The 24,871-nt window shown below is 45.3% G+C and carries 27 protein-coding genes and 2 tRNA genes; 15 read left to right on the top strand and 14 right to left on the bottom strand.

Annotated features, from left to right (window positions below; translation table 11 throughout):
* Positions 1–403 precede the first annotated feature (403 nt).
* On the bottom strand, positions 404–1,039 hold the full coding sequence (locus tag ESB13_RS02725; protein WP_129001498.1) for a hypothetical protein: 636 nt from the start codon (positions 1,037–1,039) through the stop codon (positions 404–406).
* Between the two features lie 213 nt (positions 1,040–1,252).
* Between ESB13_RS02725 and ESB13_RS02720 the strand changes: the two genes are divergently transcribed.
* Positions 1,253–2,071, top strand: a complete 819-nt coding sequence (locus tag ESB13_RS02720; RefSeq protein ID WP_129001497.1) for a hypothetical protein — start codon at positions 1,253–1,255, stop codon at positions 2,069–2,071.
* Positions 2,072–2,242: 171 nt separating this feature from the next.
* On the opposite strand, the gene ESB13_RS02715 is transcribed toward ESB13_RS02720, so the two are convergent.
* Entirely contained in the window at positions 2,243–2,641 is a 399-nt protein-coding gene (locus ESB13_RS02715) for a response regulator (RefSeq protein WP_129001496.1), read from the bottom strand.
* A 483-nt stretch (positions 2,642–3,124) separates the two neighbouring features.
* Between ESB13_RS02715 and ESB13_RS02710 the strand changes: the two genes are divergently transcribed.
* Genes ESB13_RS02710 through ESB13_RS23715 form a run of 3 tightly spaced genes read left to right on the top strand, consistent with a single transcriptional unit; the run spans position 3,125 to position 4,645 of the window.
* Positions 3,125–3,964: a site-specific integrase gene (locus ESB13_RS02710; protein WP_129001495.1), complete on the top strand. Its 840-nt coding sequence runs from the start codon at positions 3,125–3,127 to the stop codon at positions 3,962–3,964.
* Positions 3,965–3,989: 25 nt separating this feature from the next.
* On the top strand, positions 3,990–4,439 hold the full coding sequence (locus ESB13_RS02705) for a DUF6934 family protein (protein ID WP_129001494.1): 450 nt from the start codon (positions 3,990–3,992) through the stop codon (positions 4,437–4,439).
* A gap of 29 nt (positions 4,440–4,468) precedes the next feature.
* A complete protein-coding gene (locus ESB13_RS23715; RefSeq protein WP_164974074.1) occupies positions 4,469–4,645 on the top strand; it encodes a hypothetical protein in 177 nt (58 codons plus the stop codon).
* 336 nt (positions 4,646–4,981) lie between these two features.
* Here ESB13_RS23715 and ESB13_RS02700 read toward each other — a convergent pair whose 3' ends face one another.
* The 5 genes from ESB13_RS02700 to ESB13_RS02680 form a co-directional block, all read right to left on the bottom strand.
* The gene (locus ESB13_RS02700; RefSeq protein ID WP_164974073.1) at positions 4,982–5,242 is read right to left on the bottom strand and encodes a hypothetical protein; all 261 of its coding nucleotides are present in this window, start codon (positions 5,240–5,242) and stop codon (positions 4,982–4,984) included.
* Between the two features lie 167 nt (positions 5,243–5,409).
* Positions 5,410–5,483, bottom strand: a tRNA-Asp gene (locus ESB13_RS02695).
* An 89-nt stretch (positions 5,484–5,572) separates the two neighbouring features.
* Positions 5,573–6,502: a glutamate--tRNA ligase family protein gene (locus ESB13_RS02690; RefSeq protein WP_129001492.1), complete on the bottom strand. Its 930-nt coding sequence runs from the start codon at positions 6,500–6,502 to the stop codon at positions 5,573–5,575.
* 111 nt (positions 6,503–6,613) lie between these two features.
* Complete coding sequence (locus ESB13_RS02685; RefSeq protein WP_129001491.1) at positions 6,614–7,702, bottom strand: alkene reductase; 1,089 nt, start codon at positions 7,700–7,702, stop codon at positions 6,614–6,616.
* A gap of 24 nt (positions 7,703–7,726) precedes the next feature.
* The gene (locus tag ESB13_RS02680; protein WP_129001490.1) at positions 7,727–8,848 is read right to left on the bottom strand and encodes an alkene reductase; all 1,122 of its coding nucleotides are present in this window, start codon (positions 8,846–8,848) and stop codon (positions 7,727–7,729) included.
* Positions 8,849–8,983: 135 nt separating this feature from the next.
* Between ESB13_RS02680 and ESB13_RS02675 the strand changes: the two genes are divergently transcribed.
* On the top strand, positions 8,984–9,883 hold the full coding sequence (locus ESB13_RS02675; protein WP_129001489.1) for a LysR family transcriptional regulator: 900 nt from the start codon (positions 8,984–8,986) through the stop codon (positions 9,881–9,883).
* A gap of 107 nt (positions 9,884–9,990) precedes the next feature.
* Positions 9,991–10,064, top strand: a tRNA-Asp gene (locus tag ESB13_RS02670).
* Positions 10,065–10,138: 74 nt separating this feature from the next.
* On the opposite strand, the gene ESB13_RS02665 is transcribed toward ESB13_RS02670, so the two are convergent.
* Positions 10,139–10,780, bottom strand: a complete 642-nt coding sequence (locus tag ESB13_RS02665) for a DJ-1/PfpI family protein (RefSeq protein ID WP_129001488.1) — start codon at positions 10,778–10,780, stop codon at positions 10,139–10,141.
* Between the two features lie 69 nt (positions 10,781–10,849).
* Positions 10,850–13,315 (bottom strand): glycosyl hydrolase 115 family protein, encoded by a 2,466-nt coding sequence (locus ESB13_RS02660; protein ID WP_220399535.1) that lies wholly within the window; start codon positions 13,313–13,315, stop codon positions 10,850–10,852.
* A gap of 184 nt (positions 13,316–13,499) precedes the next feature.
* Between ESB13_RS02660 and ESB13_RS02655 the strand changes: the two genes are divergently transcribed.
* The 3 genes from ESB13_RS02655 (at position 13,500) to ESB13_RS02645 (ending at position 15,282) form a co-directional block, all read left to right on the top strand.
* Positions 13,500–13,730 (top strand): hypothetical protein, encoded by a 231-nt coding sequence (locus ESB13_RS02655; RefSeq protein WP_129001487.1) that lies wholly within the window; start codon positions 13,500–13,502, stop codon positions 13,728–13,730.
* Positions 13,731–13,831: 101 nt separating this feature from the next.
* Positions 13,832–14,692: a chromate resistance protein ChrB domain-containing protein gene (locus ESB13_RS02650; protein WP_129001486.1), complete on the top strand. Its 861-nt coding sequence runs from the start codon at positions 13,832–13,834 to the stop codon at positions 14,690–14,692.
* A 65-nt stretch (positions 14,693–14,757) separates the two neighbouring features.
* The gene (locus tag ESB13_RS02645) at positions 14,758–15,282 is read left to right on the top strand and encodes a hypothetical protein (protein ID WP_220399534.1); all 525 of its coding nucleotides are present in this window, start codon (positions 14,758–14,760) and stop codon (positions 15,280–15,282) included.
* 95 nt (positions 15,283–15,377) lie between these two features.
* Here the strand turns inward: ESB13_RS02645 and ESB13_RS02640 are convergent, their stop codons facing one another.
* Both ESB13_RS02640 and ESB13_RS02635 read right to left on the bottom strand, forming a co-directional pair.
* Entirely contained in the window at positions 15,378–16,772 is a 1,395-nt protein-coding gene (locus ESB13_RS02640; RefSeq protein ID WP_129001485.1) for a glycoside hydrolase family 28 protein, read from the bottom strand.
* Between the two features lie 206 nt (positions 16,773–16,978).
* Positions 16,979–18,019 carry an NAD(P)-dependent alcohol dehydrogenase gene (locus tag ESB13_RS02635; RefSeq protein WP_129001484.1) on the bottom strand — a complete coding sequence of 347 codons (1,041 nt, stop codon included), beginning with the start codon at positions 18,017–18,019 and terminating at the stop codon, positions 16,979–16,981.
* Positions 18,020–18,182: 163 nt separating this feature from the next.
* Between ESB13_RS02635 and ESB13_RS02630 the strand changes: the two genes are divergently transcribed.
* A complete protein-coding gene (locus tag ESB13_RS02630) occupies positions 18,183–18,704 on the top strand; it encodes a hypothetical protein (protein WP_129001483.1) in 522 nt (173 codons plus the stop codon).
* Between the two features lie 128 nt (positions 18,705–18,832).
* On the opposite strand, the gene ESB13_RS02625 is transcribed toward ESB13_RS02630, so the two are convergent.
* The gene (locus ESB13_RS02625) at positions 18,833–19,276 is read right to left on the bottom strand and encodes a hypothetical protein (RefSeq protein ID WP_129001482.1); all 444 of its coding nucleotides are present in this window, start codon (positions 19,274–19,276) and stop codon (positions 18,833–18,835) included.
* 326 nt (positions 19,277–19,602) lie between these two features.
* On the opposite strand from ESB13_RS02625, the gene ESB13_RS02620 reads away from it, so the two are divergent.
* From ESB13_RS02620 to ESB13_RS02600, 5 genes are all read left to right on the top strand, one after another.
* A complete protein-coding gene (locus ESB13_RS02620; RefSeq protein WP_129003222.1) occupies positions 19,603–20,631 on the top strand; it encodes a methionine ABC transporter ATP-binding protein in 1,029 nt (342 codons plus the stop codon).
* On the top strand, positions 20,624–21,280 hold the full coding sequence (gene metI, locus ESB13_RS02615; RefSeq protein WP_129001481.1) for a methionine ABC transporter permease MetI: 657 nt from the start codon (positions 20,624–20,626) through the stop codon (positions 21,278–21,280). Before ESB13_RS02620 ends, metI begins: the two co-directional genes overlap by 8 nt.
* A gap of 60 nt (positions 21,281–21,340) precedes the next feature.
* The gene (metQ, locus tag ESB13_RS02610) at positions 21,341–22,150 is read left to right on the top strand and encodes a methionine ABC transporter substrate-binding lipoprotein MetQ (protein ID WP_129001480.1); all 810 of its coding nucleotides are present in this window, start codon (positions 21,341–21,343) and stop codon (positions 22,148–22,150) included.
* Between the two features lie 89 nt (positions 22,151–22,239).
* On the top strand, positions 22,240–22,587 hold the full coding sequence (locus ESB13_RS02605; RefSeq protein WP_129001479.1) for a hypothetical protein: 348 nt from the start codon (positions 22,240–22,242) through the stop codon (positions 22,585–22,587).
* 202 nt (positions 22,588–22,789) lie between these two features.
* Positions 22,790–23,314 carry a hypothetical protein gene (locus ESB13_RS02600; protein WP_129001478.1) on the top strand — a complete coding sequence of 175 codons (525 nt, stop codon included), beginning with the start codon at positions 22,790–22,792 and terminating at the stop codon, positions 23,312–23,314.
* 1 nt (position 23,315) lies between these two features.
* Here the strand turns inward: ESB13_RS02600 and ESB13_RS02595 are convergent, their stop codons facing one another.
* Together ESB13_RS02595 and ESB13_RS02590 are read right to left on the bottom strand one after the other, a co-directional pair.
* Entirely contained in the window at positions 23,316–23,891 is a 576-nt protein-coding gene (locus ESB13_RS02595) for a Crp/Fnr family transcriptional regulator (protein WP_129001477.1), read from the bottom strand.
* A gap of 132 nt (positions 23,892–24,023) precedes the next feature.
* Entirely contained in the window at positions 24,024–24,761 is a 738-nt protein-coding gene (locus ESB13_RS02590) for an SDR family oxidoreductase (RefSeq protein ID WP_129001476.1), read from the bottom strand.
* Positions 24,762–24,871 lie beyond the last annotated feature (110 nt).

Below are 24,871 nucleotides of genomic sequence, written 5' to 3'. Positions count from 1 at the left end.
AGCAGTTTTGAGTCAATTACAGGTCTTGCCATTGATGAATAAGTCTTAATTGCGAGTTTTGGTATTTGCAATTAAGCGTATTTACCTGAAAAATAGTAGTTGGATTTTAAGGGAAACTAACCGTTAAATAACCCAACTGCGTTCTTTCTTCGGGAAGGAGGCTTAAGCTCTGCATCTATTGCTATTTATTTTCATAGGTTCTCAATAAACCGGGTGGGCAGCATCAGGCAGGGGTTTACCCTGCAGAGCACTGGCAACAGGGTATAGTGAAGGAAGCTTTATCGTATACTGATGGAAGCTATATAAAGCGTAGTTCTTCGTAGATGGGTTACTGACGCCATTTTTAGGGAAGCGTTGGAGGCGGTGCTGCATTTATCAGCTGAAATCGGGAGCAATTGGGCTGTCATTTCCCATTTGAGGCTCCAAAACGACTGGCAGGGGCATGAAGCGCCCTGCCATTGACATGACCTTTTATGTGGGGGACCGATGAGTTGGGTAGTGTGGTTACAGGAGGCCTACCGCGAATAGGAACTCCTGTGTTCTGTTCTTTGTTAACATGCTGGTTAACTACAGGTGTGGCAGCCAGGGACGGACAGCGGCTTTCAGTGGTAACAGCAGGCTGGGCAACGGGCGTTGCGAGCGGTTTTGTTACGGAGAAAGAAGACCGGACCGGTTTTCTACCGGGGTCGTTCGCTTCCAGTTTCCTGAGGTATTTGCATACGGCGAAGTCGAGCACTTTATTGACGTGGTGCACCTGGAATCCTGCGCAGCGCATTTCCTGGGCGATGCCTACGAGTTTGCGATAAAAGCTGTAACAGCGCTTCTGCAACGGGATGTGACGGTAATAGGTGGCAGCGACGGTGGCAGACTGTGCCAGGGTAGCAGCGCATTTACGGCTGCCGGCGAAGGCGGAATCGGACTGCCAGCGTTCGGCGGTGAGGTTGCTTTTCATGCGTGCATAGCCGCGGCCGCCCCTCTTATACAGAGAGAGGTTTCCGATGGTCTTTTCCCGGATGAAGGGGCCGTTTTGTTTGGCCATGCTTTTAATTTACGGTGCTATTATAGTGCTTTATTGATTACAAATGCGATGCTACTGCATAGAAGGATTGCCAAATTGGGGAAAAAAGGGGTGAATGGGAGAAAAACGCTGCCTTAAAATGCTGACGCGGCGTGTAAGAGATTGCTATTTAACGAAAGGATAATGGGAGACTGACTTGATTGAATTATTTGTATATTTAGAGACTATCATGATATGAAAAAGAAAGTAGCTTTTTATACTTCCTTTCTTTTGGCTCTTTATGGCCTTTATCAGCTTTCTGCTGAGCTTTACAAGGCGGTAAATAGCAGTCTGATAACCTTAATAGTAGTAGCAGGTATTATAGTTCTATTAATCGTATGTTTTGAATTGTATAAAAAGCATCGAATACCATACGTTTTTAGTCTTTTTGGAATAAAACCGCATGAAGGCTGTATTATAACAGATGCCAGCCATAATATTAGCATTGACGAAGACGGCACATCCAGAAATGAAATCAGGAAAACCTATTTATTTGCTTCACCCCCTAAACCAGAACAGCTATACAATACATTCTTTAGTATTGCCGCATTTAATAATGATATCAACAGCATTGTCAGATATCATACCGTCAAGATAAAAAGCTTCAGAATTTTAAGGAAAGGGCGGCTAGTTGTTTATTGGGAGCCTCTAAAAAAGATACAGGCGCATGTCCCATTTTTGCTTAAATATGAGTGGACGATGCCTAGCAAGCTTAATGATGATCGAAATTTCTTCATTTTCTTTTCCTTGAAACCATCAGGAACTACAAGTATTGTAATTAATCCAACTCGTGAATTGCAAAATGCCTGGCTAATCAGAAAACCGTACTTTTTCTTCAAAAAGCTGAATGAAGAAAACATAGAACGCATCATTTTAAAATGCAAAAGTTTTGATGTAGAGCAGCCCCAGATCGTTAACAATACGATTAAATGGAAATGTAGTAATTTAAAGCATCAAACAGCCTATATACTATACTTCACTTACAAACCTGGTGTTCAACCGGCTGACGAATAAAACAGATTTGCAACTGCTCCCAGAAAGATTTATCAATTAACGAGCAAAGCCCGCAAAAGCGCACAACATTTCAAGCAGACCTGCAAAGCAGATAAGCAAGTCATACTTCCGATGGTACGTTCTCTCTACTCCGATACGTGTCTTCCTGTAAGATGTAGCGACCAAGCGCGTTTAAGATGGCGAAGTAACAGGTTCTTCTCTATCCAACAATTCCGTAACTGCTTGGTTCAACTGGGCTTTTGTAAATGGTTTTCTGAGAAAAGCATCTGCACCATTCTCCAAGGCAACATCCTGAGCGGCGGCATCGACGCCAGAGATCATGATCACTTTTACTGAAGGGTATTCTTTTTTTACGAAAGTTAGAAAATCGATGCCAAAACCATCGGGCAGGCGGTTGTCTAATAGTATTAAAGAAGGCTTTTCCTGTAGAAGATATTCCTCAGCTTTAGCAATACTTTGGACATGTTCTACATCCATCCCCTTTCCACCGAGCAGTATGTTTAAAAGCAGGCACAGATCGCCTTCGTCATCAATGATCAATACTTTGCGGGGAGTAGTCTTTGTTTTCATAATTGCATTAAACGTTTGGATAGTGATGCTAAAAAGCGTGCCGAATGATGAGGATGCGTTATGGTTCCAGGAACACCCTGCACACTTTGAAGAGGCAAAAAGCTTTTAGAAACCATAGCCTGGATGATTTTTGCCAAGGGGGAGTGATTGCCTTCGAGCGAAATAAAGGCTACCCAGCCTTTTGCTCGTTTCTAAATAAGAGGTAAATTTTGAAACGTTGATCATATGGCAGCGAGAGGCAAAGAAAGCCCGCTGCGACGGCATCAGCCTTATTTATGCTGCCGATCCGGTTTTCATTCGTAAAACAGCACTATAAGCCTAACTTAAATATGGATGGATTAAGAGATAAGCCTATAGTTGTAAAACCAGCTCTCAATCTCGATTTTCATCACCAGTTGGAAGAGTATATAAAATCAAGGCAGAACCAGGTAACAAAGGAAACGGTGTCTGTATTCAGGCAAATGCAAAGTCACCTACGGGCTTATGAAAAGTGTAGGGGAGGTTCAACTAAACTTTGATAGCTTTGACGTGGCTTTTTACGAAGACTACCTCCATTTTCTAACCTATGAGTATGTGCATATGAGAAGAAAGCCTCCTGTAGTGGGGTTGAAAGTAAACACCCTTGCTAAGACTATCCGCCAGTTACGGGTATTTCTGCGTAACCGTATGCGCCGGAAGATAATCCCTCCTATTGATCTGGAAGATTTCAAACAATCCGAAGAGTTAACAGATGCTATTTATTTGACAATGGACGAAATCAGGGCTATTTATAACCTTGATTTATCCAATGATACTCACCTTGCGACCTGCCGTGACTTATTTGTATTCGGCTGCTTTACAGGGCTTCGATTTTCAGACTATACCAGCATTGCACCTAATGACATTCGTAACAGAACCCTTTATAAGAAGCAAATGAAATCAGACCATTGGGTAGTGATCCCTCTAAGGGATGAAGCCTATTCTATTTTTATGCGCTCGTTCATGCAGGGAATTCCGGTATTAAGTAATGCTGTTTTTAATAGTGCTATTAAGGAGCTGGGTAAAAGGGCGGGCCTCTATCAGCTTATCCGTTTTTCTTACAAGCGCGGCAATAAAGATATAGTAGTTAATCAACCTAAATATGCCTGGATCACTTCTCACACTTGCCGGAGATCATTTTGCACCAATGAGTTTTTGGAGGGTACACCAGTAGAATTAATTATGAAGATCAGTGGCCATAAAAGCCTGAAAAACTTCTACCGTTATATCAAAATATCGCCTGAAGAAGCAGGCCGCAAAATTGGTGAGATATGGATGCAGAGAGGGGAGTTGAAAGCCAGCTAGTTAGTTAGTAATTAAACAGGATAATATGGAACTAGACAAATACGAGTTCACCGAAGAGAGGCGTTACCTGTCGTATGGTTTTTGGAGTGATGGCCCTAAAGGCCGGATTGCTAAAGTAGTACAATTTATCCGGCTTCGTCATTTGAATACGGAGGCTTATAACCTTGTGTTAGGGGACAAAAATGAAGAAGAAGACCAGATAGACAGCTTTATTAATACGAATAACAATGACCGGGATAAAGTGTTGGCAACCGTGGCTAATATAGCCGCTGCATTCATGAAACGCCGTCCTAATGCAGCTATCTTCTTCGCAGGTAACACAACTGCCCGGAATAGGCTGTATCGTATGGGAATTTCCAGGATATTGCGGGAAATAGAATTGTCATATACACTTAAAGGGTTCAGGAACGGGCAATGGGAGCCTTTTCAGGCGAACACTGAGTATATAGCCTATTTGCTTGAATGTAAATATTGAGTTAGATTTGTTAACGTAAATCCTATCATATGGGTACAACTAAGGATAAAAAAAAGGCAGAGAAGGGACAGTCTGCTTCAACGATAGTACTTCGCGACTATAGTAGTGATCCCGTATTTGCGAAGAAACACCAGGAGGCAATTGCTTTTATAGAGAAGTATGGCCTACCCGGTGGTATTGGTAAAAAAGATGTAGCTACAAAATAATCAAAACCGGGTTAGCCCGGTTTTTTAATACAATACCCCTACTGCTCCTCTTCCTTTTCCTGTTAGCAACCCGGCCTAACAACAGGCAAAGGCAATAACAAGATTTTGGATAAAAATTTACTACCTCAAATGTTGTTCGCCGCAGGCAAATGCCTAATAGTATGAGGTTGGAGAAATTTTTATTCAAACCGGAGGCAAGCCGCAGCGAAGCGAAGGCGCAGAACTTGTTTTGCGTTTGACTGTTTAGAACTTTGCTGTATCAGGAAAGGAAAGTAATTGTGCTGCTTATAGATAACGTGACTGAGTGTAAGCAATGCTTGTTCTCTTTACAGCGAACTAAGATTTTTTTGTTTCCTCTATCACAATATCTCCAATGATTTTTAAATCTACATCGAGGAGGCGGGCCATATCTCTAAGTTCCCGCATTACAAACAGTTCGGGATTGTATAGTTTCTCAATATATCTGCCATAGTTGATGCCTAGCAGTTTGGATAGCTTTGTTGGGGCTAGCTTGTCTAACTGCTTCATCTTTTTGATCTTACCCATTTCAAACATGGCTTTGATCGGTTCAAACTCAGAGTATTGATCTTCTCCCAAGGAAAAAACGTGGACAGGTTTTTCCTGTGCTGTGTTGCCTTTTGTTGTTGTGGTGAGGGTATGAGTAAGATGAGTAAATTTTGAGGTCGAAACAAATTATTATAGACCAAAAAACAGACTAAAAATAAAGAAGCCGCTGAATTTCAGCGGCTTACAGTGAAAATTTGCGGACTGGACGGGACTCGAACCCGCGACCTCCGCCGTGACAGGGCGGCATTCTAACCAACTGAACTACCAATCCTTTTTCCTTTTGGCGACTTTTGCGTTACCGCTCTTTCGCTTTGGGAGTGCAAATATAGGGGGATTTCATTTTATTCAGCAAAACTTTTTTCAAATATTTTTTTGAGCTAACGGATTGATTCTCTGTTCTTCCATCCAAAACGCCTCGGCAAGGGATTGCCAGGTTCCGGGCTCGCCAGGGATTCCTGCTGCCCGGGCTATCATTTTACATACTTCCGCAGCGCTGTTGCCCTGCTTTCGCAGGTACTGGATAGAGGTGGCTCCGGCAGACTTGGACAACTTCTCCTCCCCCGCCCGCATGAGCAGGCCGTGATGATGGAAATTGACTTTTGTAAAGGCTTTATCAGCTATCCCGGCTGCCAGGCAGGTTTGTGCCAGCGTTGAAGGCCATAGGTCGGCGCCCCTTACAATGAGGTCTACTTCGTAATACCTATCATCTGCTACTGACGATAGTTGATAGGCGGGATAGCCGTCTTTCTTGCGGATCACGATGTCTTTCATGGTGGTGGGTAACGGGGCTTCTACCCTGCCGTGTAATGTGTTTATTGTTATAGCAGCATCAGTTGTTGTTCGCAGGCGCCAGTTGACAGCACCTTCGGTTAATGGTAGCTGCGCATCGTTACACGTGCCGTTATAACCGCTATCGGCTGATGTCCGGCTCAGTTGAGCACGTGAGCAATTACAGGCAAAGACCTGTCCTGTTGCCACTAGCTGCTGCAATAGTTCATTGTAGAGGGATAGGCGGTGTAGTTGCGACCAGCTTTTTTCAAACTCCTCATAGTTTCGCGGGCCTTCGTGCCAGGGTATGTTTAGAAATTGCAGGGTTTCGAAGATATCTTCTACATAAGAGCGTTGCATGCGTTGCCTGTCGAGATCATCGATGCGGAGAAGAATGGCAGCGCCTGTTTGCTGTGCCAGCCAGGCTGTTAAAGCAAAGGACAGGATGTTACCCATGTGAAGATATCCACTGGGGGTTGGCGCTATCCTTGTTTTGCGGAATGACAGTTGTTGCAGATCCATGAATACGATGCCTGTATAAAGTTTCCGCGTTAAAAATAACGTATTCGGTATTCATGAGTGAAAGTCATTCCATGGATAACCACGACCCATGGAATGACTTCCGGTTTATTGCTATTGGTAGACGCTATAGCTGGTATAACCATATTCAGCACCACCGTAGTGTAGATTACGATCGGGTGGGGTTAGAGGCCAGTCGTTTTGCAAGCGGGCTACCAGGTCGGGGTTCGCGATAAAGGGCTCGCCGAAGCCGGCAAGGTCTATCAGGCCTTCGTTGATGAGCTGTTCTGATCTTGGTTTATCCAGGCCGCCGGCAAGGATGATAACGCCATTGTAGTTGTTGCGAAAGCGGGTTAGGAAGTCTTCTGGCAGTGCGAAGCTGCCGCGGGATTTTTGATCCATCAGGTGAATGAAAGCGATGTTGCGTTTTTGCAACTCTTTGGCCAGGTAGGCATAGGTTGCTTCGAGCTCTTCGTAATGCGGCATTTCGTGCATGCCGCCATAAGGCGTGAGGCGAACAGCGGTTTTAGCAGCTCCTATTTCTGCAATGCAGGCATCGATAGCTTCGAGCAGGAAGCGGGCGCGATTTTCAATAGTTCCACCGTATTCATCGGTACGGTTGTTTACAAAGGGATTCAGGAACTGTTCTATTAAATAGCCGTTGGCGCCGTGCAGTTCTACGCCGTCGAAGCCGGCGGCGATGGCATTCCTGGCGGCATTGGCGAAGTCGTGCACCACTTGTCTTACTTCGGGGGTGGTTAGCGCTCTGGGGATAGAACAGTTCACAAAACTTTCTTTTCCTGATTCATCGTAACCCCAGGCGTAGGATGTGGCGGCAGGGATATCCGAAGCGCCTACGGGCGCCGCGCCATTGGGCTGAATAGAGGTATGAGACACACGACCCACATGCCAGAGCTGGGTGAAGATCACACTGCCTTGCTCGTGAACGGCGCGGGTGACCAACTTCCAGCCTTCCACTTGCTGCGAGGTGTACAGGCCAGGGATATGCAATACACCTTTAGCAGTGTCGGAGATGGCTGTGCCTTCTGTTACTATCAGTCCTGCAGCGGCTCTTTGCTGGTAGTAGCGCGCATTCATTTCATTGGGAATACCATCAGGGTTGCGGGCACGGGTCATAGGCGCCATCACGATCCTGTTCTTTAACTGTAATGCATTGCTGCTATATGGTTGAAACAATTTCATGTGTTGTTATTTTAATAGTTGTGCTTAAACTGTGGCTTTTTCTTTGGGGAGATAGGTTGGATAATCGGTGTAACCATTGGCACCTCCGCCAAAGAAGCTTGTGCGATCCGGGGTGTTCAGCGGCAGGTTATGCTGTAAGCGGTAAGGCAGATCGGGATTGGCGATAAAAGGACGGCCAAAGGCAATAAGATCGGCCCAGTTGTTTTGCAGGGCTTCTTCTGCCCTTTCGAGCGTGTATTTGCCGGCATAGATCAATGTACCTGAGAAGGCTTTGCGATAGGCTTCTTTGAAGGCTACAGGCATTACCGGGGCATTATCCCAATCGGCTTCTGCTATGTGGATATAGGCGATGCCAATCTCGTCCAGAATGCGGGCGGCGGCGATATAGGTTTCTTCGGGATGATCGTCTATTGCGCCCATAAGGGTTGTTAACGGCGCCTGGCGCACCCCTACCCTTTCTTTCCCAATAGCATCAGCTACAGCGGCGGTCACTTCTTTCAGAAAGCGTAAGCGGTTTTCGAGGGAACCACCATATTCATCAGTGCGACGATTGGTTTGAGAGTCGATAAACTGCTCTATGAGATAACCATTGGCGCCATGCAACTCTACACCATCGAAGCCGGCGGCAATGGCGTTCCTGGCTGCCTGAGCATACTCTTCGACAATAGCCTTGATTTCCGGGATAGTGAGTTCGCGGGGCATCGAATGCTGGATCATTTCGCCGGCACCGGCTTGCGGGCCATTACCGTGAGGATCGACAAAAACTTTCACTCCCTCGGCAAGGATAGCGGAAGGAGAAACGGGGGCGTCGCCATTGGGCTGTAAGGAGGTGTGGGAAACGCGGCCTACATGCCAGAGTTGGGCGAAAATGCGGCCGCCATTGCGGTGTACCGCCTCCGTTACCTGCTGCCAGCCTTTGATCTGCTCCGGCGCAAACATACCGGGTGTCCAGGCATAACCCTGGCCCTGGCGGCTGATCTGGGTTCCTTCGGAGATCAACAGGCCTGCGGAGGCGCGTTGGGCATAATATTCCGCCATCAGCGGCGTTGCCACTTCTCCTGCTGCGGCGCGGGAACGGGTCATGGGCGGCATTACGATCCTGTTGGGCAGGGAAAGATGACCTAGCGTATATGGTGTAAATAACATATTTCCTGTGTTTTGATTAGATAATTTCCGGATCCTATTTGTCTTATTTTTTGTTTCCGGATACAAATTTCCTGCGCCTTTCCTTATTATCCTAATAGCTTAATTTATAGATTTGCATCAGAAAAATGATAGATCATGCTAATGAACCTGGAATGGCTGAGAACTTTTAAAGCCATCTATGAGCAGGAAACGTTAACCGGTGCGGCGCAGTCGCTTTATATTTCGCAGCCTGGTGTGAGTTTGCACCTGAGTTCGCTGGAGGCGTATACAGGGTATAAGCTTTTTGACCGGTCGGCGAAGAAGATGGTTCCTACCGAACGGGGTAAAGTGTTATATAATTTTGTACTGGAGTCGCTCAGCCGGCTGGAGATGGCAGAACAACTGTTTCATAAAAGCACGATGATAGACCGGGCTACGATAAGCATAGGGATGTGTTTCGAGACTTTCCAGTTTACCTTGGAGCGGCATATTTCTTCACTACCATTTAACGTGATCATCAAATTCGGAGAATATCCGCAAATGATCAGCGACCTGGACAAGGGGCTGCTGGATCTAATCATCACACCACAGCGAGGCACGCAAAAGAACCTGGAGTTTAAAGCGTTTTCTAAAGAGCGGATCATATTGGTAAGCGGATCGAAGACCAACCTGAAGGGATTCAACACTTTGCTTAAGAACGGCAAAATGGAGGAGGCGGAACAATGGCTAAAGCAGCAGGTATGGTATAGCACCGCGGCCGATATGGAACATATGAAGAAGTTCTGGCAGCAGCATTTCAAGCGGCATGTAGATTTCAAGCCCAACTATATTGTTCCCAATATCAGCTCCATCGTTCGATGTCTTAGCGGCGGCGAAGGCTTTTCGGTCATACCTGATTTCTTATGCCGTGAAGAGATACGTTCGGGCAGACTGAAGCTGGCCTGGGAGGGAGATAATATTATCGAGAACACATTACATTTCGGGACGCGCAAAAGAACGATGTACGAACGGGAGATAGCGATGATCAAGGAGATATTTGAGAAGCAACCTTTGTGAATAAACCAAGACGACAATACATAGTTATTCAGCGGCAAAAAATATGCGAGATTAATTTGGTGGAATGAAATGAATAGCGCTATATTTGCCACCCGTTAAAGGAAAAAGGATTGGTAGTTCAGTTGGTTAGAATGCCGCCCTGTCACGGCGGAGGTCGCGGGTTCGAGTCCCGTCCAGTCCGCTAAAACCCGCGCTAGTCGCGGGTTTTGCGTTTTATAACTTATTGAATGATCTTAGGAGCTGCCTTATGAGGCACTAGACATCTGCAGAGAAAGTAATATCATACTCCATTCTCTTTGCAGTTTCTACCGCTACATTTTTGCCGAGCAATTTCTGCACTATAAAAAATGACATATCGATCCCGGCGGAGATGCCAGCGGATGTTATGATCTTTCCATCTTCTACATATTTGGTATTCCTGATCATTTCAATGGCGGGATATTCTTCTTCTACCTGATTGAAATACATCCAGTGTGTTGTCGCCTTTTTATTATCCAGCAGCTTCGTTTCTGCAAGTATCAATGCCCCGGTACAAACGGAGGCAGTGATCGTGGTAGTTTTATCGACCTTTTTTATCCATTCAATGACAGCGCTGTTTTTACGTTCCCGCTGTGCCCCATGGCCTCCGGGGACAATGAGAATATCCATGTGTTTTTCATCGTCAAAAGAATAATCAGGCAGCACCTGAAGTCCATTTCTTGCTACTACCCTGGCGTTATTCACCGCAATGGTACATACATGAAAGCACTTCGCACCATTTTCAGCAGCAAGCGAAAGCACCTCAAAAGGGCCAGCAAAATCCAGCACTTCCACTTCGTCAAAAATAAAAATACCAACCTCTATGGGTTTTGAATAATGTGTGATCGGGTTTCTATGTTCCCTGGCGCTGTCGTTCATTTTTGGATGTTTTTATTGAGGCAGTTCTGAGGCCATGTAAACAATCAACTGGTTTAAGCCGCAAGATAATCAACGGTGGTAAATAAGCACCTGATCGATCACCACACCTTCATCCAAGGCCTCTATTGTCAACAGATTTTCTTTTATGCGACTTACAGGCAGCACTATTGAGCGGATGGCCTGATTACGCAGTACATTCTCTTTCCATTCCTCGCTCCTGTCGTGTGTTTTATATGATATTGCGCTTGAAGCAGCACCGTTCAGTTCTACTTTAAAACGCAGTTCGTCTCCCGCAACAGGATGATTGGGTAAAAGCCTCAATTCAACCAGCACTGAATCGGCAGCAATTGCTTTTAGGTTACAGGATACTTTTGTTGCTTTCTTTAATGCCAATGCTTTACCCTGGTACCCCAAGCCAATTGGTTTATTTTTGAACTGTTCTTTGGATATGGAGATAAAGTCTGTTCCGTTTAGCAAACAGGCTGGTTTATTATATGCAGGCAGCGGGGATGCTGCTGTTGTTTGCTGTACTTTTTCGAAAACGGGTAATTTCCTGGGCTGGCAGTCCATCATCCGCCCCCATTTACCATTTAGCAGGGAAGCATATTTATTTGTAAGGGAGATGATGCTATCGTAAGCACGATCGGACTGTTGCCAATTTGCTTTGCCGTGGCGGGCCAACTGGGCATACAGGAGTTTACGGTTCATTTGTGTTGCCGCCTGTACGGGGTATTGAATCAGTTCGAAGAAAGCAGGCAGACTTGCTGACGGTATTTCCGTTGCTATTTGCTGTACAGTTTGAGATAAAGTATCATAGGCACTCAACCTGTTTTCAATTTCCATTTCATTCCAGGGCAAATCACTGATAACGGAATAAGCCGGATCTTTTTCTTCGGTTCTTGTATTACCCATGAACTCGGGCTTACGGACATATGCCAGACGATAGTATTCCTGCATTACGGGCAACAGTTTTTTGGCATGCACTGCTCCGAATTCCCGTGAAAGCCATTGGCGGAGATGACCTGCGGGGGTTTGTGAACGCACTTTTTCTATATCCCATGCCATGTTCATAAATAGTTCGACCTGGTATTCGAGCGGCTTGATATCACCGACATTTAGGATCCATATTTCGCGGGCTTTTTTCTCATAAGCCAGTTGCATCTGGTGATAGATCAATGCCGGGTTTGCAGTGCCTAGCCATAGATAGTCGTGTGGCCTTCCCCAGTAAGAGGCATGATAGTAAATGCCGTTGCCGCCGCTACGCGCCTGTTCTTTTTCATTTGGGAAATGCGAAAGATAACCGTAGTTATCGTCGCACCAGATGAGCGTTACTTCACCGGGCACTTCCAAACCATCGTTGTAAGCATCCAACACTTCTTTATAGGGGATAAAGACCTGGGGTATTTTTGTGAGATCTTTATCGATATACTTTTGGAGAAGCAGGCGTTGATCGTGGAGGACCTGTGCCAAAACAGTTTTATTTTCTTCGGGTGTATTCACGCCCTGCATTTTGCCATCGTGTTTACCGCGCAGGCCTATGGTGAACATATTTTCCGAATTCTTAAGTTCTTTCAGCCTTTCTTCCCAATAGGAAAGCATTCCTTCTTTATTGGTTTTATAGTTGTAATCTCCTTTCTGCGTAAGATCCCATTCAACAGCGCTATTTCTCATAAGGGGTTCACAATGTGAGGTACCTACAACGATATTATATTTATCTGCGACCTCCTTATTACCAGGTGTAAGGTAAAATGCTGTTGTGGATTCGTGCATTGCAGGCCAGATACTGTTGGCGCGCAGGCGAAGTAAAAGTTCGAAGATGCGGGCATAGGTTTCAGGGCCTATCGAACCTTTTGCATTTCCCCTGAGTGGAATGCCGGGTTCGTAGGTGAAGGTACTCCAGGGTGTTAGTCCCCAGTCTTCATCGTTAAGGAAGATGCCGCGATATTTTACAGCAGGGGGAGTTGAGCAATACCCGGTTTCGGTAATCGTAAGCTTTTGTTTAGGCTGTACCGGCACATCGGCCCACCATGACCATGGAGAGACGCCGAGCTTTTCGGAAAGCGCAAAGACGCCGTAGGCTGTGCCCCTTGTATCGCTTCCGGCTATGACAAAAAGTTTTGAGGCGGGATCGGAAGGGTTGGTTGCGATGTTCCAGGCGTAACATTCCCATTTCCCTTCCAGCTTTTGCAGAACGGGTGTTTTTTGGGGGAGATAGCTTTGAACTAACCGGGATGCTGCTGTACCGATAACAATAAGGTCGCCTTTGGCTTTTACGGGGCCGGCTGTAATGGCAGCATGAATGTTCATAGCGGCCTGCAGGTCTTTTGCCAGCAGATGCGCAACGATAGCATCGAGTTCAGGCGCATCGGGGCTATACACTATTGTCACCGGTTTTCCTTTAGAGAACGAAAACGACTGCGCCGGAAGCGTTAGTGTGGGCAGCCAAAAGCAAAGTGCTATTGCTACACGACGAAAGACATTTACAAATGAGGAGGGCAAAGCTGGACTGTATTGCATCATTCTGGACTTAAGCATATCGTTGTTGAATCGGGTATGAAGATATTTACTTTGTATCTGACATATACTACCTGGAAAAGTTTGATCTTAAAGTACGAAATAATGAATGGATTTTGCCGGAGAAATGATTGACCTAAAGTTTGAAAGTTTGACCGAAAACTTGTCTTTCGTATCAGTCATAATTCTCTTGTAAATTGCCAATATGATGTATAGAGCAGCTGTTGTAGCGATGCTGCTTGCGTTATTTGCAAGCCCCTGTTTTTCGGCGATCAAATTACCATCGCTTTTCCCGAACCACATGATATTACAGCAGAATGAAAAAGTAACCATTTGGGGAACAGGAAGCCCGGGGCAAACGATCACCATATTAACAGACTGGAATGCACGTGTTACTGTGCGGCCGGACGCCGACCGAATAACGCAGATGGCGTGATCATATGGAGGCAGCGTAAAGGCGATGGAGCAGAAAACATTCCTTAAAACAATGTAACAGATTCATTATTTTAGGCGTGTACAGACAGCAAAACAGTAACAATGAAGTGGATCACCCGTGAACGTCCGAAGATAGACAGGATAGCCTGCCCGTGGCTTATAAAACGTTTTATAGATCCTGAAGCAGAAATCATTTATGTGCCATTTCAGGAGGTACTACCACAAGCGGAGCAATTAAAGGCCACTCCGTTCGACATCCCGGGAGTGGAATATACTCATTATGAAGGCAAGTGTACGTTCGACTACTTTCTAAAAAAGCATCGTTTAAATGATCCGGCCCTTAACCGGATGGCGGCTATTATAAGAGGAGCTGACACTGACCGGCATGATTTTGCCCCCCAGGCTGCCGGCCTGGAAGCTATTTTCGCCGGGCTTGCCGATAATATCAGGGACGATCATCATTTGCTGGACATGGGCATGACCATATATGACGGTCTTTATACGTGGGCTAAACACCTGCACCATCTGAAACATACCCAGGCGGGCCCGGCAGAGCAAATGCTGTTAGAAATATTCAACAGGTACATTCGTAACAAAGACAACCCAAAAACACCTGACTGGGTAATGGAATTAAGATCGCTTATCCAGGATCAAATCGATACCAACTTCAGCCTTACGTTAAAGGATTTGTCGAAAGACCTCGATGTGAATCCATCGTATGTTTCCAGGGAGTTCTCCAAATACTTCGACAACCTATCGTATGGTGACTATATACGGAAATTGCGGATTGAACGTTCTATTACACTTCTTAAGACATCCAGTTATTCTCTCACGGAGGTAGCCTACCTTACCGGATTTTCGGATCAAAGTCATTTTACCCGCATTTTTAAGCAACAAATGGGAGAAACGCCTTCTGAATTCAAAAAAAAGCTATTAAAAGGTAAAAAGGATTCCAATAGTTAATTCTATTCTATTTCAGGATATGGAAACGGGATAGCATTGCAGTTTATTCATTTAGCAAACACGACATGAAAGTAACTGCCATTCACAAAGCTATTGTGCTGTCAATTGTTATGTACAGCATTCCATTTAAGTTTACCAGTGCCCAAACCAACACTACGATTTACCCGAAGATCACTGGTTATGCCGGTATCATGCATCCGATTGTGACCTTTGGCAATGGCGGAGCGCATACAAATTTTGACGGAGCTTATGTAGGAGGTTTACCTGTGGGCATCAATATCTGGAAAAGCCAGAAGACAGGTTTCACATTCGAGATCGTTCCCTTCATCCGCGCGGCAGAAGGGACGAGCAAAATGAATAACCTACTGTTTCATCCGGGCTTACTGGTTTCCCTGGGACATGGTTTTACGCTGGCTAACCGATTAGCCTTTGAAACGTCGGGCAGATATGGCGTAACACCGGTACTCAATAAGATCATTAAAAGATCGAAAGACTACAACTATTTTATTGCGCTTCCAGTACCTGCCAGGTTCGGCAACAATCAGCCTTCTACTGTAGCAATCGGCTTTCAATTTGGGATTGCGTTTTAAATGAGTTTTGTAATCAGAGCGAATACATCAATAAAATGACCTGCAGCCATACCCGGGAGAACACGCGTTACCGTTTTTGTCGCTACGCGTGGTTATCATTTGGGCTGAATGGTTACCTGGTTTGAGTTTTTGTGAATATATTCCCTATCTGTTATTTTTTTAGCAGTAATATTTTTCAGGTGTACTTTTTCGACAGGCAGTTCCTGTTCGCCTAATATTCTTGAAACGAATTTGACTTCGCTGGCGCTCACGTTATCGAGATAGATATCGCTGATAGGTGTAAGGCGGCGTTCGTAGGTAGGCACCAGCGTGCGCCATTGGTACAGCACATCTGTTTCAATACCCAGGATACCTTCGTCTATTTTGCCGGCTGCAATATTCGTGAAGTGGATATTTTTCACGTAGCCGCCCATGCGTTCATTTGTTTTTATAAAAAGCAGGTGGTAGAGTTTGGCGCCATCGACAACAGTACAGCTATCGACCCAAACATTTTCGATGCCTCCTGATAATTCGCTGCCTACGGCCAGGAGCTGGTGTCCGTTCTTTACGGTGCAATTGCGGATCACGATATTCTTTGAAGGCGTTTTTAAACGCCAGCCTTCGGGATTTCTTCCAGACTTTATGGCTATTGCATCGTCGCCCTGGTCGAAAATGCAGTTTTCTACCAGCACATTCTGGCTCATCTCGGGATCGACGCCATCGTTGTTATGGCTATGGGCATAGATGTTGAGATTTCTTAAGACTACGTTGCGGCAGAGATAAGGATGAATGGTCCAGAAAGGGCTGTTTGTAATGGTGATGCCTGTTACGGAGATGTTTTCGCAGCGGTTAAACTGGAGGAAGTGAGGACGCAGGTGTGCGGTATCGTTCACCATTTGCCGTTCTTTTACCGGAGTACATTCCCAGGCCAGGTTGTACAAACGTTTTATGCTTGCCATGTGTGCGGGTGGTCTTTTCATCCAGTCTTTCCAGCCATCGAGTTTTGCTTTGAGTTCTCCTTCGCCGGAGATGGCGATGTTGTGGCATTGGTAAGCATAGATCAAAGGTGAATAGTTATAGCATTCCAGTCCCTCCCATGTGGTGTGAACGGCAGGCAGGTAATCGGCGGGATCATCGGAGAACAGCAGTACGGCGTTTTTGGCGAGATAGAGGTTAACGTTGCTTTTGAGATGCAGTTTACCTGTAAGCCACTCTCCTGCCGGGATAACCACTATTCCGCCGCCGGCTTTATTCGCGGCATCGATCGCTTTGGCGATTGCTTCGGAGGTCTTTTGTTTATCGTTATGTACTGCACCATATTTTGTAATATTGAACTTAGGGGACCTGCTGAAATCGGGCATTTTAATGCGCGGCATATCGAACGGGGCCTTTATGGTTATTTCTGTTACGGGTACTTCGCGGGACAGCTTATTTGCTACGGATGCGATTATGACGTTTATCGACAGGAGACAAAGCGCTGCCAATACGATTTTGAAGACATTTTTATTCATATAGCTTTTAATACTACCGTTGCAAGTAACGTTATTACCTGCAACGGTACAGTTAATCCTATTTTACATATGCGCGACCGGAAGTTCCTGTTTTTACAGCTGGATCCCATATGGCATAATACGTACTGCATGGACTTTAAGTGCCAAGCGGGGTAAAATTATTAAAATGCCTGAAATGACCGGGGATATTGGGGGGAAATGATAAATTACAAAGTTGACATATCGATCACGAAGCGGTAACGGATATCGCCTTTTTCCATTCGTTCGAATGCTTCGTTGATATTTTTAATATCGATGAGCTCGACATCGGCTACGATGTTGTTTTCTGCACAAAAATCGAGCATCTCCTGGGTTTCCTGCAATCCGCCTACGCCGGAGCCTGTGATGGCCTTATTACCCACTACCACGGAGAAGGATGAGACTTCCCAGGGTTTAGGAGGCAGCCCTACATTGATATAGGTGCCGTTGGTTCGTAAGAGGGCGAGGTACGGGTTGATGTCATGATCGGCTGAGACGCTGTCTAATACAAAGTCGAAGGAGCGGGCGGCGGACTGCATGTGTTCTTCGTTTTTAGAGACGACAAAGTGGTGAGCGCCGAGTTCTCTGGCTGCTATTTCTTTGTTTGGCGAGGTACTGACAACAGTTACTTCGGCGCCAAGGGCTACTCCGAACTTAACGGCCATATGACCCAGTCCGCCGAGGCCTACAACTGCCAGCCTGTGACCTTTGCCTACATTCCATTTGCGCAGTGGCGACCAGGTGGTGATGCCGGCGCATAATAACGGGGCCACTGCGGCCAGGTTGAGATCCGGGGAGATGTGATGGGTGAAGTCTTCGTTAACCACGATTGTATTGGAATAACCGCCGTAGGTGGGCTGGCCGGCTTTGTCGAGGTTGTTATAGGTTTGAACGGGTGATACCGAGCAGAACTGTTCGTGGCCTGACTGGCAGTCGTAACATTGGCGGCAGGAGTCGACGATGGTACCTATGCCTGCGCGGTCTCCTGTCTTAAACTTTTTGACGTGCGGGCCTACTGCTGTAATGCGTCCTACGATTTCGTGGCCGGGGATCAGGGGGAAGATGCCGGGGAACCAGTGGTTCCTGATAGCATGGAGATCGGAGTGGCAGACGCCACAGTAGAGAATTTCGACCTGAACGTCGTGGGGGCCGATCTCTCTTCTTTCGAAATTCCAGGGAGCCAATTGTTCGTTTACGGCTTGTGCTGCATATCCTTTTGCCTGTATCATGTGATATTGTTTGAGGGGTAAAGTTCGGGGGATAATCTTTGCGGGAGTTATCCAAATCACCGGAAAGAGAAGTCAAAACAGGGATAGCTGGTGGAATTTTGTTCTGTGGTGGATTGCGATACTGGTATGCAGTTTGTATTAGGAGGGTGTAAATGAGTAACATATGAAAAAGTACATCTTAATTCTGGCTGCATTGGCGGGCTCAGTGAGCTTGTTTGCACAAACTACGGACGGAGAAATTACGAGCAGGAATTCGTGGCTTAAGATAGGGGCTAATGCAGGCGCTCCGATCGGCAACCTTTCTGATTTCAGCAGCTTTGTGCTGGGAGCGGATCTGAAAGGGCAGATCATGACCACGAATCATATAGGCGCTGGTATTACGACCGGGTATAATCATTTTTTTGGAAAGGAAGGGGTTAGTGATTTCGGAACTATTCCGTTAGGCGCTTTTGTGAGGTATTATCCTTCGGCTAAGGGCTTTTTTATTGGTTCTGACCTGGGGTATAGTTTTATTACCGGGGTTTCCGATGCGAAAGGCGGGTTTTATATAAGGCCGGAAGTGGGATATCATAATTACGACTGGAATATTTTCGGGTTTTATAACGGAATACTCCGGAGTGATAATAACGGAGGCAATTTGCAGCATGTAGGGATTGGGGCGACTTATAATATACGATTTAAGTAGCGGAATTGATATATAAAAAAGGCCTCCGTTGGGCAGGCCTTTTTTTCTCTCTTTTTTAGCGTATTTTTAGTATGATTATGGGCTTTTCTTTTCAACCCCATAGACCTGCCATAAACCAGTATAGAGCATTAGTCTGCGTGTAACTGTGGCTTAAGCCGGTTTTCCTGTGCCGACTGGATATCTTCAATAAAAGAATCAACCTCAGCATCTGAGATGTCAACCACATCAATACTTAAAGTACCTATTCCTTTTGATGATACCTTAACAATATTTCTTCCGGAGAACCACCAGAAAAGCATAAGTATTATCCCAGTAAACAATATCCCCATTGATAAAGAGGATTGACTATTGTTCAGCTCTATAATTCCAGCGGCTATGCCAACAACCGCCAAGCAGAGCAATATGACATTGTGAGTTTTTTTCACTTCTATCAGTGAAATGTTTTCGAGAAATACTACAGCCAGGGAGCGGCTTCCCCAACCTTTTTCAAGCGTCTGAAGCCGCCTGCTAGTAAGGATTGTTTTATTGCCATGTAAGCCTACAAGAACTTCTTCGCCGGGTAGAAGATTCATACAAGTTGATTTTAATTCACAAATTAATTACCGATCAAATTTCCTTCTAGCAGAAGAATTTTCATTATGGGAAACCATAATTGGCAACACTCTGCGTCAAACCGATCCATTGCGCTATTAAGCAGCACAACGACCATTACTACACCAACTTTGTAGACATTATCCTTACCTTTGCGCTGCCTTCTGCAAAAAAAGCTCGTTTTAGAAGAGGATTGGCTATGAGTTTCACCCTACATGGTTTTCTTCTGAAGAGCATGCATATAGTCATAGTGTTATGACATAACGCTGTGCGGGTGCAGTTTGATATTTATTAAGGAGTAATGACAATGATAGAGATCAGAAATATTTCCAAGACTTTTCATAGGAAAAAGCAGTCGTTCAAGGCGCTGGATGCTGTTAGTCTTAAGGTAGACCAGGGCGATATTTTGGGGATTATCGGGTTTTCCGGGGCGGGTAAAAGTACGCTTATACGATGTGTAAACCTTCTTGAAAGGCCAGACCAAGGGCAGGTGTTTGTAAATGGAACCGACTTGACGGGCCTGAACTCACGGCAATTAGCCAGTGAAAGGAAGAAGATAGGAATGATCTTTCAACATTTCAATTTACTGTCGTCGAGGACGGTGTTCGAGAATGTGGCATTGCCCCTGGAACTTGACGGTGTGGCTAAGGAAAAGATTACGGAGAAGGTGAATGAGCTGCTGAAGATTGTAGGGCTGGAAGATAAAGCGCTTGAGTATCCGAGGAGTTTATCGGGTGGACAAAAGCAACGGGTTGCCATCGCCAGGGCTTTGGCGAATGATCCGCATGTGTTGTTGTGTGATGAGGCTACCAGTGCGCTCGATCCGGCAACAACTCAATCGATACTACAGCTATTACAGGATATTAACAGAAGGCTGAATATTACCATTCTGCTTATCACACATGAGATGAAGGTTATCAAGGCTATCAGTCATCATGTAGCCGTTATCGATAAGGGTCAGCTTGTTGCCAAAGGGACTTTGCAGGATGTTATCTCGGATAAGGAACATCCAATTATCAAACAGTTTTTGACGCCGGATGTAATGACCATCCCGCAATCGCTAGCCAATCATCTTAAAGAAGATGCTGCGACGGGGTTATTGCCCCTGGTTGAGGTGGAACTTACGGGGAACATAGTCCTGGAGGAGCTGCTGTTTGTATTGTACCAGGATCATAAGGTAAGACATAAGCTGTTAAGGGCTGACCTGGAAGATATAGAAGGGTCGAGCTTTGGGAAGTTACTGTTGCACCTGCAGGGTAATGCGGATGAAAATGCCGGCACCCTCTCCTATTTATCTGTAAACAATATTCAACATTCTATCAAGGGTTATGCTTAACGATACCACGATTTCTTTACTATTAAAAGGCACCTGGGAAACGGTATTTATGACTTTCGTTTCGGGGTTCTTTGGGTTTTTGCTTGGATTACCGACGGGGATCGTTTTGTTTCTCACGCGTAAAGGGCAACTGCTTGACAACAGGCTTTATAACCGGATATTGTCGGTGCTGGTGAATGTGTTCCGGTCTATTCCTTTTCTCATTCTTATCGTATGGATGATTCCGTTTACCAGGGCATTGGTGGGAACTTCCATTGGTATGGCAGCGGCGCTGGTACCGTTGAGCATTGGAGCCGCTCCGTTTATTGCGCGGCTGGTGGAGAATAGTTTACTCGAGATCCCGGGGGGATTGATTGAAACAGCAAGGGCATTAGGGGCTAGTCCTATGCAGATCATCAGGAAGGTTTTACTACCAGAGGCATTGCCTTCGCTCATTAATAATGCGACGATAACATTGATCACATTGGTTGGTTATTCGGCGATGGGTGGCGCTGTGGGTGCCGGTGGGCTGGGACAGATCGGATACCAGTATGGGTATATTGGTTATGACTTTGTTATTATGAACGCGGTATTGATACTGTTGGTGGCATTAGTGTTTACCATACAATTTGCAGGTGACAGGCTTTCGAAATATTTTGATCATAGATAAGGCAACCCAAACCAGTTGCCGGTATTTATAAGAGCAATAAATTATTAAACAATTATTCAAATGAACAAAGGGAGATTTTTAGTGCTGGCAGCGGGATTATGGTTGCTTCAGGCTTGTGGCGGCGCATCTAAAAAGAATGATCCGAATTATATTAAGGTAGGCATTACTTCCGGTCCTGAAAGGGAGATTGCTGAAGCTGCCAAACAGGTGGCGAAAGAGAAATATGGGCTAGAGGTGGAACTGGTAGCGTTTAACGACTATGTGGTGCCTAATGAGGCATTGAATAATGGAGAACTGGATGTCAATGCTTTTCAGCATGTGCCCTATTTAGAGGCTCAATCGAAGCAAAGGGGGTATAAGCTGGCTGTAGTGGGCAATACTTTTGTTTACCCGATAGTGGCTTATTCCAAGAAGATCAAGAATATTTCGGAGTTGGCTAATGGCAGTACCGTGGCTATTCCCAATGATCCAACGAATGGAGGCCGTTCTCTATTGCTGTTGCAGAAATACGGGTTACTTAAGCTGAAGGGTGGTGTAGGACTTCTGCCCAAGGTCACGGATATAGTGGAGAATCCGAAGCAGCTTAAGTTATTGGAGATAGAGGCGCCGCAGTTGCCAAGGGTTGTTGATGACAAGGAGGTTGTTATTGCCATTATCAACAACAATTTCGCCGCACAGGCGGGACTTGATCCTGATGTGAATGGGATTTTAAAGGAGGATAAGGAATCGCCTTATGTGAATGTGATTGTAGCGAGGGAGGATAATAAAGAGGCGGATAAGGTGAAGAATTTTGTTAAGGCTTACCAGTCGGATGAAGTGGTGAAGGCTGCGGAGAAGGCGTTTAAAGGGGGCGCTGTAAAGGGGTGGTAAGATTGATTTGCACTCATTTATTGGTTTGATAAAACAGAGGAACCGCTTCAGGTAAAGTATGGCCATTTTTGTCGTAGACGAGGGTTAACATGGTTTCGAAGGGAGGGGCTGTTATGCCGATGCCCGAGGAGGGGGAGATTGTTGGAATGAGATATACTTCTTTATTTTTAACCGGATTGCTTATCTGTTTTTTTGCTGCCTGTAAAAAAGATAGCTCCGATTACGGTAACTCTATTTTAGGCAACTGGAAATACGAATCCAGCTCGCTTGACAGTAAGGATGTATTTACTGGTAAGTGGAAGAACTTATTTAAGGGACACGATGACGCTATCGCATCGGGTTTTGCGGAAAGTTTGTTTTTCAGAGCCAAGGATACCGTTGTTTATAAATTCAGCGGTATTACAGCATGGAACAAGTATAAAATATTTAGAAAATAAGCTTATCTTAACAGGCAGTAGCTCCAATGATACGCTAACGATCTACTCACTGTCGAACACCGGGCTTGAGATAGGCAAGGGAGATAGGTTTCTTGTTTATAAAATGATGTTTTCGAAATACTGACAGAGTGGTTTTCCGGGGTATTGCGGGGCAGAATGGTGGTATAAACAAGACTTTACCTAACAACCCAATTTCATAGCTATGCCTAACAGTAACTTATTCTCAGAAAAACAGCAATTCAGACAAAAGTGGATCTATATTATTCTTGCCATCATTTTATTAGCGCTGGTAGCACAAGGGGTATATGCCTATTTATATGAGGTTCAGCTTTACACCGCACTGGCTATTCCTATTGTAGTTGTTTATATTGTAGTAGTACTGCTTATCAGAATGATCTTGCATGTTACCATTACTGACGAGACGATTCATTTCAGGTTCACTCCCTTCAGGCGAAAAGATAAAGTTATCCGAAAGGAGCGGGTGAAATCTATTTCAGTAGTACAATATAATGCTATGGAAGATTATGGCGGATGGGGCATAAGAATTGGCCATAAAGGTAAGGCTTACACTGCTTCGGGAAGGTATGGGATCAGTATTGAATTCGAGGGTAAGAAACACTTGCTGCTGGGTACGGGCAAACCTAAAGAGGTTGCCGCATTCCTGGAAGCACACTGGCATGAAAAGTATTGGCCCAGTGAAGCACTAACAGACGAAGATCAGGCCTGATTTAGCGAATACTTTTACGGATACGACTCAGTGAGTGTTTGGTGATACCTATATAGGAAGCGATGTACTGCAACGGCACCCTGTTGGCAAGGTTCGGAAACTTCTCCAGGAAAAACAGGTAACGTTCCGTAGCATCTTTCGGAAACATAAGACTGATACGGGCTACTTTTTCTGAAAGTCCTTTTGCTATCATTTTATGTACGATAGAATCCCACACAATAATTGTATTGGACAGGTTTTCCATTGCCTGTTTGGATAGGATAAGCATTTCGCAATCGGTAACAGCCTGCACATAACCTATAGAAGGGATGCCTGCGTTATAGCTTTCAATATCTACCAGAAAATTATTTTCATCAATAAAGTAGCGGGTGATCTCATTTCCTTCATTATCATAATAACAAACCCTTACCACTCCTTTTATTATAAACCCGATTTCCCTGGACACCTGGCCGGCTTTGAGAAAATAAGCATCGGCTTTGTAATTTCTGACCGTTAGTGAGGCGTTGATTAAATCGATCTGTTGCTGATTCAGGGAGCCGAACTGTAAAAGGTAGTTGATGAGTGGTTCACTATTCATTCGTTTCTATTTTATCATGGGGCCAGATATTTAAAGATAAGGCTGTTTTCATACAATATTACTGTATGCCGATACCAGTTACTTAGAAACGATACCGGCACACAGTATCTCCGGACAGGCTATTACTTCTTACTACCAGGGGCTTTGTTCGCTTTCGTCTTTTATATCGTTGCTGAAGAATTTGCCTGTGGGCGCGTCTTCTGACGTCAGCGTATGTTTAATGATAAAAGCGGCAGCATTTTCGGGGGACAGATGGCCTGAGTGGTTGTTGAAATCCGTAGCGGTGTAACCCGGATCTATTGCATTTACTTTAAACGGCGTATCCTTTAGTTCGTAAGCCAGTACAACCGTATAGGCATTTAGTGCTGTTTTAGATGGAACGTAACTGGTGCCTTTTACATCGTAATAAGGCCAACCGGGATCGCTGTGGAGAGTGAGGGAACCCAGCCCGGATGTAATATTACTGATGCGGGGGGAATCTGATTTCCGGAGGAGATCGAGGAAGGTTTGGGTTACACTGATGACTCCAAAGAAATTGGTATCGAAGACTTCGCGGATGGCATCTACCGGCGTATCGGACGCTTTTTGCGGAACGCCACCGAGAATACCGGCATTATTGATGAGGATGTCCAGCTTTCCCTGTTCCGCTTCGATCTGCTCTTTGGCAGACAGGATGGTGCCGGGGTTGGTGACGTCTATTTCAATGGCTTTAATATTAGAGACTCCCTGGTTTTTGAATTGGTTTTCTACTTCTATGCCTTTTTCGATATTGCGGCTGCCGATATATACAAACAGGCCTTTTTCCGCCAATTGCCTGGCAATTTCCTTTCCTATTCCCCTGGTAGCTCCTGTAATTAGTACGGTTTTCATTTTTTCGCTTTTTAGATTTCATGTAAAGTTGGCGCAGTAACAGATAGCGCCAGTTGTCATTTGGTAACAATTGCAATGGGATGTTCATTGAGATAATGCCGGCGTTGCGG

Source organism: Filimonas effusa (genome assembly GCF_004118675.1).
Taxonomy (GTDB): Bacteria; Bacteroidota; Bacteroidia; order Chitinophagales; family Chitinophagaceae; genus Filimonas; species Filimonas effusa.
This window is presented reverse-complemented; position numbering and strand designations above follow the sequence as displayed.

Bases quoted from the DNA above. Each gene is read 5' to 3' on its own strand.
- ESB13_RS02725 (WP_129001498.1), bottom strand. From the start codon at position 1,039: ATGGCCAAACAAAACGGCCCCTTCATCCGGGAAAAGACCATCGGAAAC.
- ESB13_RS02720 (WP_129001497.1), top strand. From the start codon at position 1,253: ATGAAAAAGAAAGTAGCTTTTTATACTTCCTTTCTTTTGGCTCTTTAT.
- ESB13_RS02715 (WP_129001496.1), bottom strand. From the start codon at position 2,641: ATGAAAACAAAGACTACTCCCCGCAAAGTATTGATCATTGATGACGAA.
- ESB13_RS02710 (WP_129001495.1), top strand. From the start codon at position 3,125: ATGAAAAGTGTAGGGGAGGTTCAACTAAACTTTGATAGCTTTGACGTG.
- ESB13_RS02705 (WP_129001494.1), top strand. From the start codon at position 3,990: ATGGAACTAGACAAATACGAGTTCACCGAAGAGAGGCGTTACCTGTCG.
- ESB13_RS23715 (WP_164974074.1), top strand. From the start codon at position 4,469: ATGGGTACAACTAAGGATAAAAAAAAGGCAGAGAAGGGACAGTCTGCT.
- ESB13_RS02690 (WP_129001492.1), bottom strand. From the start codon at position 6,502: ATGGATCTGCAACAACTGTCATTCCGCAAAACAAGGATAGCGCCAACC.
- ESB13_RS02685 (WP_129001491.1), bottom strand. From the start codon at position 7,702: ATGAAATTGTTTCAACCATATAGCAGCAATGCATTACAGTTAAAGAAC.
- ESB13_RS02680 (WP_129001490.1), bottom strand. From the start codon at position 8,848: ATGTTATTTACACCATATACGCTAGGTCATCTTTCCCTGCCCAACAGG.
- ESB13_RS02675 (WP_129001489.1), top strand. From the start codon at position 8,984: ATGCTAATGAACCTGGAATGGCTGAGAACTTTTAAAGCCATCTATGAG.
- ESB13_RS02665 (WP_129001488.1), bottom strand. From the start codon at position 10,780: ATGAACGACAGCGCCAGGGAACATAGAAACCCGATCACACATTATTCA.
- ESB13_RS02660 (WP_220399535.1), bottom strand. From the start codon at position 13,315: ATGCTTAAGTCCAGAATGATGCAATACAGTCCAGCTTTGCCCTCCTCA.
- ESB13_RS02655 (WP_129001487.1), top strand. From the start codon at position 13,500: ATGATGTATAGAGCAGCTGTTGTAGCGATGCTGCTTGCGTTATTTGCA.
- ESB13_RS02650 (WP_129001486.1), top strand. From the start codon at position 13,832: ATGAAGTGGATCACCCGTGAACGTCCGAAGATAGACAGGATAGCCTGC.
- ESB13_RS02645 (WP_220399534.1), top strand. From the start codon at position 14,758: ATGAAAGTAACTGCCATTCACAAAGCTATTGTGCTGTCAATTGTTATG.
- ESB13_RS02640 (WP_129001485.1), bottom strand. From the start codon at position 16,772: ATGAATAAAAATGTCTTCAAAATCGTATTGGCAGCGCTTTGTCTCCTG.
- ESB13_RS02635 (WP_129001484.1), bottom strand. From the start codon at position 18,019: ATGATACAGGCAAAAGGATATGCAGCACAAGCCGTAAACGAACAATTG.
- ESB13_RS02630 (WP_129001483.1), top strand. From the start codon at position 18,183: ATGAAAAAGTACATCTTAATTCTGGCTGCATTGGCGGGCTCAGTGAGC.
- ESB13_RS02625 (WP_129001482.1), bottom strand. From the start codon at position 19,276: ATGAATCTTCTACCCGGCGAAGAAGTTCTTGTAGGCTTACATGGCAAT.
- ESB13_RS02620 (WP_129003222.1), top strand. From the start codon at position 19,603: ATGATAGAGATCAGAAATATTTCCAAGACTTTTCATAGGAAAAAGCAG.
- metI (WP_129001481.1), top strand. From the start codon at position 20,624: ATGCTTAACGATACCACGATTTCTTTACTATTAAAAGGCACCTGGGAA.
- metQ (WP_129001480.1), top strand. From the start codon at position 21,341: ATGAACAAAGGGAGATTTTTAGTGCTGGCAGCGGGATTATGGTTGCTT.
- ESB13_RS02605 (WP_129001479.1), top strand. From the start codon at position 22,240: ATGGTTTCGAAGGGAGGGGCTGTTATGCCGATGCCCGAGGAGGGGGAG.
- ESB13_RS02600 (WP_129001478.1), top strand. From the start codon at position 22,790: ATGCCTAACAGTAACTTATTCTCAGAAAAACAGCAATTCAGACAAAAG.
- ESB13_RS02595 (WP_129001477.1), bottom strand. From the start codon at position 23,891: ATGAATAGTGAACCACTCATCAACTACCTTTTACAGTTCGGCTCCCTG.
- ESB13_RS02590 (WP_129001476.1), bottom strand. From the start codon at position 24,761: ATGAAAACCGTACTAATTACAGGAGCTACCAGGGGAATAGGAAAGGAA.